This window comes from Rhizobium sp. TH2 (assembly GCF_024707525.1).
GTDB lineage: Bacteria > Pseudomonadota > Alphaproteobacteria > Rhizobiales > Rhizobiaceae > Rhizobium_E.
Genome location: NZ_CP062231.1, coordinates 2,379,357 through 2,391,661 on the forward strand (window position 1 = coordinate 2,379,357; position 12,305 = coordinate 2,391,661).

At 54.7% G+C, this 12,305-nt stretch carries 9 protein-coding genes and 1 tRNA gene; 7 read left to right on the plus strand and 3 right to left on the minus strand.

Annotated elements, in window-relative coordinates:
- The first annotated feature begins 31 nt into the window (after positions 1–31).
- Both IHQ71_RS11845 and IHQ71_RS11850 read left to right on the plus strand, forming a co-directional pair.
- A complete protein-coding gene (locus IHQ71_RS11845; RefSeq protein ID WP_258162152.1) occupies positions 32–2,263 on the plus strand; it encodes a hypothetical protein in 2,232 nt (743 codons plus the stop codon).
- Positions 2,264–2,310: 47 nt separating this feature from the next.
- A complete protein-coding gene (locus tag IHQ71_RS11850) occupies positions 2,311–3,369 on the plus strand; it encodes a hypothetical protein (protein ID WP_258162153.1) in 1,059 nt (352 codons plus the stop codon).
- A 182-nt stretch (positions 3,370–3,551) separates the two neighbouring features.
- Here IHQ71_RS11850 and IHQ71_RS11855 read toward each other — a convergent pair whose 3' ends face one another.
- Positions 3,552–4,163: a recombinase family protein gene (locus IHQ71_RS11855; protein ID WP_258162154.1), complete on the minus strand. Its 612-nt coding sequence runs from the start codon at positions 4,161–4,163 to the stop codon at positions 3,552–3,554.
- A 1,097-nt stretch (positions 4,164–5,260) separates the two neighbouring features.
- On the opposite strand from IHQ71_RS11855, the gene IHQ71_RS11860 reads away from it, so the two are divergent.
- Both IHQ71_RS11860 and IHQ71_RS11865 read left to right on the plus strand, forming a co-directional pair.
- Complete coding sequence (locus tag IHQ71_RS11860) at positions 5,261–6,796, plus strand: hypothetical protein (RefSeq protein WP_258162155.1); 1,536 nt, start codon at positions 5,261–5,263, stop codon at positions 6,794–6,796.
- A gap of 171 nt (positions 6,797–6,967) precedes the next feature.
- Positions 6,968–7,180, plus strand: a complete 213-nt coding sequence (locus tag IHQ71_RS11865) for a hypothetical protein (RefSeq protein ID WP_258162156.1) — start codon at positions 6,968–6,970, stop codon at positions 7,178–7,180.
- On the opposite strand, the gene IHQ71_RS11870 is transcribed toward IHQ71_RS11865, so the two are convergent.
- Positions 7,162–8,433, minus strand: a complete 1,272-nt coding sequence (locus IHQ71_RS11870) for a tyrosine-type recombinase/integrase (protein ID WP_258162157.1) — start codon at positions 8,431–8,433, stop codon at positions 7,162–7,164. The genes IHQ71_RS11865 and IHQ71_RS11870 overlap by 19 nt on opposite strands.
- 180 nt (positions 8,434–8,613) lie before the next feature.
- Positions 8,614–8,688, minus strand: a tRNA-Asn gene (locus IHQ71_RS11875).
- 204 nt (positions 8,689–8,892) lie between these two features.
- Between IHQ71_RS11875 and IHQ71_RS11880 the strand changes: the two genes are divergently transcribed.
- The 3 genes from IHQ71_RS11880 to IHQ71_RS11890 all read left to right on the plus strand — a co-directional run bounded on the left by IHQ71_RS11880 (position 8,893) and on the right by IHQ71_RS11890 (position 12,274).
- Complete coding sequence (locus tag IHQ71_RS11880) at positions 8,893–10,353, plus strand: deoxyribodipyrimidine photo-lyase (protein ID WP_258162158.1); 1,461 nt, start codon at positions 8,893–8,895, stop codon at positions 10,351–10,353.
- Between the two features lie 145 nt (positions 10,354–10,498).
- Positions 10,499–11,539, plus strand: coding sequence for a cysteine synthase A (locus IHQ71_RS11885; RefSeq protein WP_258162159.1), 1,041 nt, complete (start codon positions 10,499–10,501; stop codon positions 11,537–11,539).
- Between the two features lie 3 nt (positions 11,540–11,542).
- A complete protein-coding gene (locus IHQ71_RS11890; RefSeq protein ID WP_258162160.1) occupies positions 11,543–12,274 on the plus strand; it encodes an alanyl-tRNA editing protein in 732 nt (243 codons plus the stop codon).
- The last annotated feature ends 31 nt before the right edge of the window (positions 12,275–12,305 follow it).

Consider the following 12,305-nt stretch of genomic DNA (forward strand, 5'->3'; position numbering starts at 1 on the left):
TCTCTCAACCAAATAGGATCTAGACAACGCGATGATTGCACTGCCTGACGGCAATTCTGCTGAGAAAGTTTTGGCAGAACTCAGGGGTACCTGCCTAGAAATTCGGAGGCTGGTCCGAACTCAGTCGCCAAAAGCCCTCATAGGTTATCTTTGGGCGCAAGTGCTGATGTCGCTTCTTGGCAAATCGTCATCAAGTCCGAAGAAGGCGCAATTGCCAAATGTGTCCACCGATGAGAACACGATAATGTTCGCCATGGAATACATCCATGCGACCGTTGTGGTAGACGGCCTCGCCGAAACTGAAAATAAGGTCGACGAGGCAATCGCCAAGCAGATCGTTGACCTATCTGAAAAAGCAAAGGGCCTGTGCTTTCAATATGCGATGGTCGACACGGCGTTAGACGCTTCTGCTTTACCTACGGTCGATAAAAAGTTGGCCTTTCAGATACTTACTAACTGGATACTAATAAGGGGTCGTAGGTTTCAGGTTTTGGAACAGGAGTTTTTTTCCTATGTGTTAGCTCCGCATAACGATCAAATCCAGTCTACTTACGGCATTTCGTCGTTTGAGCTCGCAAATGAAATTCAAAAGGTAGCGGATGCCATTCGTGCCGGTTTCGATAAGGCCCAGACTAGAATGATGCAAATATTTCTTGAGATAAGGTCGGGGATCGGTAAAAACGGCATCGACATGCAGGCGGCGATCGAAAGTGCGAACAAGAAAAAACCCGAATTAGCCGGGGAGTTAAAAGCAATATTCGACGACCTATTTCTGGGTGGTTTGTTCAATGTAACCAAACATAGCTCAATTCCGCAAAAACTGCTTGAGGATCTCTCGTTTCAACCGGGCGAGAATAGCGATTTTGACAAAGGGTCCAAAATTGGCGGGACGCCATTCATGACCCTGCCCGCTCGGGTAAAGCCATTCATTAAGCTTGGGGCAGATTACTATTGCACAGATCCCAACTTTGTTCGTGACGCCTCCTACCGCGCCATCCAGCGAGCGCTGGTTACTCGGAAGCCCACATATCGCGAAGAATGGAACAAGCGGCAGAAACGAATGTCCGAGGACGCATTTGCCGACATTATGGCAGCGCACCTTAAGGGTGCCCGTGTGTTCAAGGATGTTTATTATCCCATTGGAAAGAACCAATGGGCCGAGACTGACTGCGTGATACTTATAAACGATGTATTGATTAATGTGGAAGCCAAGGCGGGTGCGGAAGCCTTAAGTGCGCCTGCCGAAAACCTAGCACGCCACGTTAAACAGATCGAAGAACTCATTGAGAGCGCTTATCGGCAGACAAAAAGATTTCTCGATTATGTCCATCAGAAGCCTGAGGCGCCGATTTATCGACGGCTGCCTGACGGAAAACATGAAGAAATTGCTCGAATAAGACACTCGGAACTTCGACACGTATTTCCTATTGGGCTTACTGTTGAAGCGTTCACTCCATTTTCTTCCTCTATTAAGGAGAATGCATCAGTAGTCGCGATTGCAGATCGTTACGACTTCATTTCAATTTCAATGGATGATCTCTTGGTTGTGCGGCGGATATTGAGCGGTACGGGAGAGTTCTTGCACTACCTCGCTGTCCGACAGGGGCTCGCAGGTATCAAAAACGCGATGCTTTTCGATGAAATGGATCATTTAGGAGCATACATCTCACAGAACCGCGCCGATCTCCGCATCAAGGAAATGCTCAGTGAACATGAAGCGGACTACCTTTGGCTTGACGGAATGGATCAAGACATCATCGGTCCTTACTTTTCGGATGCCGATTGGCCTAACGCCAAAAAGCCAAAGCAAGATTATCCGCCGATTGTCCTTGAGCTTCTAGAGGCTCTTGAACTGGCGGCTGCACCGCTTTGGCTGGCGGCGGACGAATTCATCAGGGATTTGGATGACGTTGGCAGACGCCAAATACAAGATAGTTTCGAGCGTGCTTTGCCTAACCTGAGAGCGAAGCCTTTTACGTATTTCGCAACATCCGGTGACGCGGGTGCGGTTTTCGGCGTGATAAGGGAAGACGCCCGCAACGCCCGTCGGGACTTGATATTTGAAACCGAGGCTCTCGCAATGGCACTCAGGGAAGATCGTGTCCGTCTGATCGAGATTGGAGTCAACTCTAGGGGAAAGATTACTAGCGCGCACATGTCGTTCGTAAAGCGGCCTTCGATGCTTCGATCCGACTTTGCGTCGCTGTCGGCTGAGGCGGTACGTCTCGAAGGGAAATTTATACGAGCCGAAACGCGCAAGTAGCTGAACCTATATTGAGACTCAAACACTAGTTCGCTACGTCATCACATATGACCTTAATTCAAGAACTCATCACCATTCGGAAGTCAGACACCAAACGCTTCGATACAGAGGTGTGGGATTTTATGGATTTGGTTGACTCCCAGCAACACGGTGGTAGTCGATTGCATCAGATGACCCCAAATGATCTCGTAAAGAGGCTGGCACAGATCGAGCTTAATATCCAATACTTGGATGACGGCGTAAGTGACTATCAAGATCGTGATCACAACGGAGGGTGGGGCTCTCCCTGGTGGTGGTACCGTGCACGACATTGGACGCTATTAGAGTTCCAACGCCGCCATATGGTTCCTGAACAGAGTCGTGAACTCGCGCCAGCACCAACGCTTCTTCCGCTATTTCGAGGCGCCTACGCAGGCGGAACCGAGTTGCTCGTTAGGGTCAGCCGCAGACAGTGGCTGCTAGATGCGCTGACGCTGGGTAAATTGCGATTTTCTCCCGCTGCTGCATATCAAAACAGTGCCCTAAATGAAGCGAGAGCCGATGACGAGATGAGTAAGGGCTACATCCGACCCGGCAACGCGCTTCGGATCACCACGACGGATGGCAACTCGATAAATCCGATTGGGGACGTGAGGTTTGCAACAGAAAGGCGCGTTGAATTTTCAGGTTCTCTTGTCGACCGGCCTTACTGGATGATGTCCTTCAGCAGCGATCTGGACCCCCGAATTTTTGACGATCTTCCAAGCAATGACCCTATCGAAGACGCCGCCCTGGTCATCTTTGACGTTGCAGCTTTTGTCCATAGAGCGGTACCACTGCTTTTCCGAGCAGCACCAGGAACTACGTTCGAAACGGTTCGAAATATTTATTTCGATCCGTACAACCCACCCGCAGAAAGGATGTCCGCAGTCCGTCATAAATTAATGCGATATGCCTATCAGCGAGAGGTTCGCTTGGTGCTGGACCCTGGTAGCGGTCCTCCTATCGCCGCCGGTGGTGTGCTGGAAGTGGAGATTGGTACACTTGAAGATGTCGCTGGTGTCTACGATCGGCTCGGCAATAAGATCGCGGGCTCGGGACCTCCAAGTTTCTTAGCGAACGTTTAGTCGTAACGATGCAGTGGCATTTTAGCAGATCGCGAGCGCAAGCGGTGCGGCCAATATAAGAGCCGCCAGTTCGCTATGCTTTCAGACACACAAGATTAGCGTGGAGGCTAAATGGGGGATCGAATTTACCAATCGCGGCCACTCTCGGTCTCCTGCAATTTCTTTCAAAAATGAAACCGGGTTCAAATTTTCCTTTTCGCGATTTTTGCAACAGTTGCACGAGATGCGCCAGTTGCATTTTGTATTTGCGTCCATGATATCCCTGCTTTCAGCATGGAAGCGATACCTTCGTTCCGCTTTACGTCTTCGATCCGGCCTCGATACCGTCCCTCCTCCTTGGCCTTGGCTTGACCCTGAGCCTGTCGGCGTCGGCGGTCCTCATAATCCTTCCGCGCGACAGCAGCGAGGACGTCCAGCATCATACCATTTATCGCCGAGAACATGCGCCCGGTGAAATCATCTGTGGAGACGGCGGTGAGCATCCAAGAGGTCGGAAGGTCCATCGCGACGACGCGGACCTGTCGGGCGTCCAATTGGACGCGGAGCTTCTGCCAGTCGGCGGCGGTAAGGCGTGACAGGCGGTCCACTTGCTCGATCAATAGCACGTCGCCGGGGCGCGCGTCGGAAAGCAGTCGGAAGAGTTCGGGACGGGAGAGTGTCGATCCGCTTTCATTCTCAGCATAGGCTGCGGCGATGGTTAGCCCACGTTCTGTGGCGAATGCCTCAAGCTCGGCACGGGCTCGGCTTGCATCCTGTTCATTCGTAGAAGCCCGAAGGTAGAGTCTTGCAAGCATTCGAAAATTCCCCGAAAGTTTAATTAGGATGGTCTACATATAAGTGGTTTACTTTGAATGGTCAAACACCATTTATTGAACCAGCGCAGGTCTGGTTCATTGGAAGCATACTCATAATGAACCAGCCCATGCAGTGTGATTTCATGATGTCAGGCTATTCACCCTTTCTAATTATCATTAATACCCAGTCACCGACGAACCGGCATTTGGTGCCGACATGGGCGAGCAGTGATATCGCCGAATTTCTCCCGCTGTGACGCGTGAAATCGAAAACAGTGGCAACCGCTAACCCCTTGCCAAACCTAGCGGAATGATCCCTAGCGGCGGTCGAGCAAGAGCTTTTAAACGTTAGGGGAAATGCGGGAATAATCGGGGCATTTCTCTGGCGTATAACGGGAAAATTCTCTCATGGCGTAACGGGAAGAACGCAATGCTATTGGGAAGCTCTCGTTGTCCGGTGATAATAGGACCGCAAAGCCGCCAAGCGCTCACCACGGGTCAACTCGGGACGCTTCAATCGATAGCAAACGCGGACTGCTCCTCCGCATCAACATCCGAAATTTTTGCACCCGGTTTCACTATTTCTGTACAGGGCTCAAATCATCGGGAAAACGCCCTTCCCGATACAATCTGCCAAATTTAAGCTCTCGCCCCGTCTGAGAGAAATCCCCATGACTAAACGCAATCTGCCAGCGGCTCTTCTCAGCAACGCCTGGCACGAACATTTTGATACTACGGCAGCGTTTCTGATGAAATTTTTGGAAACCAGTTTCGCGCATCATAGTGTAAATCGATAACATGTATTCAGCACACCAGGCCTATTAAAATCCATGATCGAACGCTCTCACGTTATCCTACAACAAGTTTCAAAATATACTTTTATGTTGCTTTCTGTTCACGCGAAATAGTTATCGACACTCTTTTCTCCAACACCGTTATGCTGCTCATAGTATTGCTCGGAGCGCATTTTTTTGTTAGTGTGTACTATCGCGTTTTCAAGACGTGATCACGACGACGGTTGTGTTGCAGAGTGACGCCGATGCCCGACTTTTGCCCTTTGAACGGGCATCGGCGCATCGGGTATAAAAGGGTTTCAAATGGAAAACGTACTACGGCCCAATTTCGGCCGACTGACTTCGCACGCCCTTATTCATGAGATGAGCGAGCAAGACCCGCTGGGCGGGCTCGCCCGCGCTTGGTATGCCGACAAGGGAAATCCCAAGTGTCAGATGGATTTATCGCGCTTTTTTGATCGCCAACTTCGAGATTACTTCGATCTCAACGTTTACTCTATGCTTCGCCACCTCTTCGACCAGACAATTCAAATGGGCCGAGACAGTTGGGGGTTTACCTACATGAGGATAGCCAAAGGCGACACCATGACTAACGGCGTCGGCTGCGACGAACGAACAGCTAAACGCCTCGTGGCGCAACTGGCAGAGATCGGAGTTATCATCAAGGAACCCAATCCCAAGGGTGTTCAGATAACATTCAATCTGAACTGGAGACCCCAACCCGGTCAGCGGCGTGCGTATGAGGACCGAAAAAAGGCACCGACAAGGAAAATGGGTGACACGCGTGTCACCCGTCCAGTGACAGGGATGTCACCCCCGGCAGTGACAGGGATGTCACCCATAAGAGAAGAAGATGTACGAGAAGAAGAAATAAGAGGAGAAGCATTTTACTCGGCTCCCGCTTCGCAGAACCGAGTGATCGGTTCTTCCGATTTTAATTTTATTGAGGAAGTGGAGCCTGCCTCACCCTCGGCGCAAGAACCTCCAGCTCCGCAGAGTTCCTCGTCGCCCCAAGTGCCAACCGGCACCCCCACTAAGGAACTGCGCAAGACCCATGATCGGCCCACCCAGGCACAGCAAAAAGTGAAACCGGGTGCAATTGAGGAAACGTTCCGCGCTGCATTCGATGATGCCTTCCGGGACTATCCCGGCGCAATCTGGGTAGGCTGGACCGGGAAAGAACGTGCCATAGTCAACAACGCCCTGATCAAAAAATGGGAGAGAAAACCCGAAGATTTGCACGAGTTCTTGCGCTGGGCGGTCACCAACTGGACACAGATCATGTCCTATCGCTTCTCCTGGGTAAAGCATGACCGCCCGGAAATCCCGACGCTTTCGTTCCTGATTTCAATGCTGGCGCACTTCCGCAAAGCTTATGCTTCCGACATGACGGAAGGGTGGTTACGCTCGATCAAGGATCACGAAAAGGCTGAGTTTGCCCGTCTAACCCTCAAGGGTGGCTTGACCCAGGAAGAGGCCCGCATGAAGATCGCCGAAAAACGCGCCGTGAGCCGGATGTGGGAGAAGAACAATGCGGTCGAATTGGCAGCATCCCAAAAATATCACTCAGCACTGCGTATGCAGGAGGACGCGAAACGATACGGAGCCTTGCCGATACATCCCAAGTCGCAGCGCGCGATGGAAATACGGCGCGAGGCAAGTCAGAGGCGCGAGCAGGAATATCGAGAGGAGGTCGAGGCAGAACTTAGGGAGAAGGACGCCTTGCGCGCCAAGTATGATCTTCAAGAAAGAAACATAGCTGAGCCATCTTCCTCTTCTTTGATTGAAGGCGTTTACGATTTTGGGAAGGTCCCGAGGTGGGAGGATATCCATGGGTAAAATAAAATTTTCAGGAGACAAATTTACGGCACAAGAGGCGACACTTATTGCGCGCTCCAGTCTTTTCATGTTACTGTTTATACAATTGATCTAGCAATATACGAAGTTTTCGTCAACATCTACTTTGCACATTGGCGACAATATTAAAGAGCAGCGGGCGACGTGCATAGAATGTTTCATTCTCGTCACAAACACAGCGAGCGTGACTTCACGTTGGAACGGCTTAAAGCCGCCCGCGTGACGGTCGCGCAACTGCTGGAGGAAGACCCGATCTATGCGCCGATATTTATTCGGCTCGAGAATGAGATAGCGGCAGAAGAGGCGAAGGGTGACCCCCTCGCCCGCGCTCGGGCAATTGTTGCTACTCAGAGCGCGATGGCTTGAAGCACGTCGCGCTTATGCGCCAGTGTAGCACCTTCGCCGTATCGCTCACGGCCAAGCGAATGGCCGAAGAGGTCACGCCGGATACGTTCATCTATTCCCGCCGCCAGCATGCGATCCTCGAATGTGTGTCGCAAGCTGTACAGAACGTGGTCCTCCGTTTCGAGTAGCCCGTGTTGGCGCAGAAACTTGTTAACAGTGGCACTAAGGCTGGCGCTAGAGGTCTGATAGCGGGGGAACCCATTAGGGCATTCCTTGAACGCCTCTAGGCTTACGCCGACCAAAGGAATGACCCGCTCCGAAACCTTGTTCTTAAGTTGTCGGCCTTCCGGCTCAATCGAGATATGAGGCAAGTCCACGTCGAGCCGGATATGATGCGGCAGGAGGCCCGCGGCCTCGCCGGGGCGATATCCCGTGTTGATCATGCCCAGAACGATGCAACGCGCTTCCTTGTTCAATTCGGCGAGCGCCCCCGATGCCAGAAGCTTGGTCTTGATCCACTCAACCGAAAACGTCGGGCGGGTGCGATTTTTGTCTGCCTTAAAGGTCAGGCCATCCAGCGGCAGAACAAGGCCGAGCCTCTTCATCTTCACAACGGTTTTCAGGATGTTGCCAATGTGCTGCAAATCCTTATTGGCGGTATCGGGCTGAGCTTCCCCTGCAACAATACGGTCCATCCACGACTGACGAAAATCCAGCATGTCGTCCGGGCTGATATCGGAGATATCTTTGTCGCCCAGCAGCTCGATCAAATTGGTGATGGCTCGCCGACGCGGATGTTCCCAGCGGCGGACCTGATCCTCGCTCTTGCCGAGGGTATCTTGTTTCGCCAGCGTCCAATAGGTTTCCAGCGCCTTGCTGATGGTCATGTCTGGCTGACGTGCACCGCCGAGGACGGCACGGGCCTCGATAGTGGCAGCCTCCCCGGAAAGCTTCGTGACCGACTCGATGCGTGCCAACAGCTCCTCTTTCGGCAGCCGCGCCACGCGATCAGCTGGCAGGTAGCTATAGCCGCGTACTGCGGCCAATTCCTTTGCCGCCCCAAACCGGCGCTCCGCATCGTCGGTCGCGCCCGCAAGCGCCGCTTCCCATCCTTCGATCATCTGCGCCCATGCAATCGGCGCTTTCTGCTGTGCGATGGTCTGCGAGTCGGTGTGGAGGCTAATCCATACCTGGGTGCGCGGCTCGACCGACGCATAGCGCTTCGGAACTCGGCGGATTATCTGCCATGTCTTGTTTCGGAGAACGAGTTTCATGAGGCCCATATGTCCAAGGAAGCGTCACTTTCTTGGTCAGCATACCTTGGATAGGCAGAATGTACAGCAAAATGTATAGCATAAATCCGCAGCCAGATTGATGCGCTTAGAAGGAGGAAGCGTAACGTATTGATTTACATAGAAAAAGGCCTCTGCATTTCTGCAAAGGCCTTTAGAATTTGGCTCCCCGGGCCGGATTCGAACCGGCGACCTGTCGATTAACAGTCGAATGCTCTACCGCTGAGCTACCAGGGAATGTCTGCGTTGCCGCAGCGTTGGGTGGCCTAATACAAATGCTTTCCCGATTTGCCAAGCGATTTTTTGAAGATTCTGCGGAAAAGCGGGGATAGCAGGCATTTCACGTGGTTGGACTATACCCTTCATCCATTATCCACGCCACCAAAATGAACTTTTGCTTCGCCAAGCCGTATCAAACTGCGACCGCAATGGAATCGCAGCATGCCGCATGAAGCCCACCCGCACTCGCCCGCCATCCTCTGGTTCCGCCGGGACCTCCGGTTGGCCGACAATCCCGCACTCGAGAAGGCTTTATCGACCGGAGCCCCGGTCATCTGCCTCTATATCCGCGAGCCGAACGATCCCCATGCCGGCGCCAGTGGTGCGGCGCAGGCGTGGTGGCTGCACCATTCCCTAGTGGCGCTGGATGCGGAACTCCGGGCGCGGGGCAATCGCCTGCTGCTGCTCACCGGCGACCCCCGTCATCTCATCGAATGGCTGACCGCGAAGACTGGTGCGCAAGCTGTCTTCTGGAATCGCCGCTATGATGGCCAAGGCCGCCAAACCCATACCGAGATCAAGGCCGAACTCCGCAAGGCGGGCATCCGCGCCGAAAGCTGCTCGGGCTTTCTCATGCACGATCCTGCCGTGCTCCAGACTAAGCAGGGTAAGCGCTACGCCGTCTACACGCCCTTCTGGAAAGCATTCTCCGCGTCTTACGAACCGCCCTCGCCCATAGCGGCTCCGAAGTCCATTCCGGCTGCTGGGCAAGAAATCGAAAGCGAGTCGCTGAAGGATTGGCACCTGTTGCCGACAAAGCCCGACTGGGCAAAGGGATTCGCCGATCTCTGGCAACCCGGCCAAGCTGGCGCACATAAGTGCCTGGCAGAGTTCATTGCCAATCAACTTCAGGACTATGGCGACCAGCGCGATTTTCCGGCGACGCCAGCCACCTCGCGCCTGTCGCCCCATCTCGCCTTCGGTGAAATCTCGCCACATGCCCTGTGGCGCGCAACGATCGGCTCCAAGTCGCCTGCCGGCGATATCGAGCGCTTCCGCAAGGAAATCGTCTGGCGCGAATTCGCCTGGCACGTCTATTTTCACAATCCAGACATGGCTGACACCAATCTCGACCGCCGCTTCGACCGTTTCGGCTGGAAACATGCCCCGAAGAAACTTGAAGCCTGGCAACGCGGCATGACCGGCTACCCCATTGTCGATGCCGGCATGCGCGAACTCTGGCATTCCGGCACTATGCACAATCGCGTCCGGATGATCGTCGCCTCGTTCCTGATCAAGGACCTGCTGATCGACTGGCGTGAGGGCGAACGCTGGTTCCGCGACACGCTGCTCGATGCCGACCGCGCCAGCAATGCCTTCAACTGGCAATGGGTCGCCGGCTGCGGCGCGGATGCCTCGCCCTTCTTCCGCATCTTCAATCCCATTCGACAGGGCGAGACATTCGATTCCAAGGGAGCCTACGTCAGGCGCTTCTGCCCGGAACTCACAGACCTGCCGGACCACTATATCCACAAGCCTTTCGAAGCACCGAGGGAAGTCTTGGAAGAAGCAGGAGTGACGCTGGGCAAAACCTACCCCCATACCATCGTAGATCACGCTGAGGCCCGCGACGCAGCACTTGCTGCGTTCCGCGCCACGCGTCAGGACCGCGAAGACGACTGAAAGCCTTCCAATCAGTCGTTTTGAAACGCTCTGGGAAATGTTTTCTCCACCCTCAACTTCGGGCAGCAACATATTTCTTGCGCTCGAACCCTTGCCGATGAAATAGACGCGGCATAGTTTCACGCCACGAAAACGGAATGATCCGATGCCCACGCATGACAATGTCCTCGAAGCCATCGGCAACACGCCGCTCATCAAGCTCAACCGCGCCTCGGAGCTGACCGGCTGCGCCATTTATGGCAAGGCCGAGTTCATGAACCCGGGCCAGTCGGTCAAAGATCGCGCGGCGCTCTACATCATCAGGGATGCCGAGAAGCGGGGCCTGCTCAAGCCCGGTGGCGTCATTGTCGAAGGCACGGCCGGCAATACCGGCATCGGGCTCGCCATGGTCGCCCAGGCGCTCGGCTACCGCACCGTCATCGTCATCCCCGAGACACAGAGCCAGGAAAAGAAGGACGCCCTGAAGCTGCTCGGCGCCGAACTGGTGGAAGTCCCGGCCGTTCCCTACAAGAACCCCAACAATTACGTGAAGCTCTCCGGCCGCCTTGCCGATGAACTGGCCAAGACCGAGCCCAACGGCGCGATCTGGGCCAACCAGTTCGACAACACGATCAACCGCCAGGCCCATATCGAAACCACCGCGCCCGAGATATGGTCGGATACGTCAGGCCAGGTTGATGGCTTCGTCTGCGCCGTCGGTTCCGGCGGCACGCTGGCGGGTGTCGCGGCCGGTCTCAAGGGTTTCAACCCGGATATCAAGATCGGCCTCGCCGATCCGGAAGGCGCCGCGCTCTACGAATATTACACATCGGGCGAGTTCAAATCGCCCGGTTCCTCGATCACTGAGGGAATCGGCCAGGGCCGCATCACCGCCAATCTCGAAGGCTTCGTGCCTGATTTTTCCTATAGAATCCCGGATTCGGAGGCGATACCGCTGGTCTTCGACCTCATCCAGCATGAGGGCCTCTGCCTCGGCGGCTCCTCCGGCATCAATATTGCCGGCGCGATCCGCCTTGCCAGGGACCTCGGCCCGGGCCATACCATCGTCACCGTGCTTTGCGACTACGGCAACCGCTATCAGTCCAAGCTGTTCAACCCGGAATTCCTTAGCTCCAAGGGCCTGCCGGTCCCCGAATGGATCGCGCGCAAGTCCACTATCAAGCCGCCTTACGAAACAGCCGAGTAATTCATGCCCACGCTTCCGCTTTTCCGTGACGATTTCTATCTCTCGACAGCGGAGGCGACCGTCACGGCGGTACGGGAAACCGGAGCGATCGAACTCGACCAGTCCTGTTTCTACGCCACGTCGGGCGGCCAGCCCGGCGACACAGGCTTTCTGGAGCGCGCCGACGGTTCCAGGATCGAACTCGGCGTCACCGTCAACGGCGAGGACAAGAGCGTCATCCTGCATGTCCCGCTCGAGGGCCAACCCACACCCGAGATCGGTGAGAAGCTGACGATCCACGTCGACTGGCCGCGCCGCTACAAGCTCATGCGCATGCACACCGCCTGCCACATCCTCTCAGTCGTCTGCCAGTATCCGATCACCGGCGCCGCAGTCGGCGAGGATGAGAGCCGCGTCGATTTCGACATGGCCGAAACCATCGACAAGGACGCGGTGACGGCTGATATGATGGAGATCGTCCGCGCCAACCATCCCGTCTATCTGCAATGGATCACCGACGCCGAACTCGCCGCCAATCCAGGCATCGTCAAATCCAAGAATGTTCGGCCACCCATGGGCCTCGGCCGGGTTAGCCTCGTCTGCATTGGTGAAAACGCCGCCATCGACAGCCAGCCCTGCGGCGGCACGCATGTCTCCGAGACCCAGGAGGTCGGCGATATCCACATCGCCAGGATCGAGAAGAAGGGCAAGGAAAACAGGCGCTTCCGGATAAGGTTTGGCACGCCCGAGGCCTGATCTTACCTAACGTCAAGTCACCGGGAGGAGA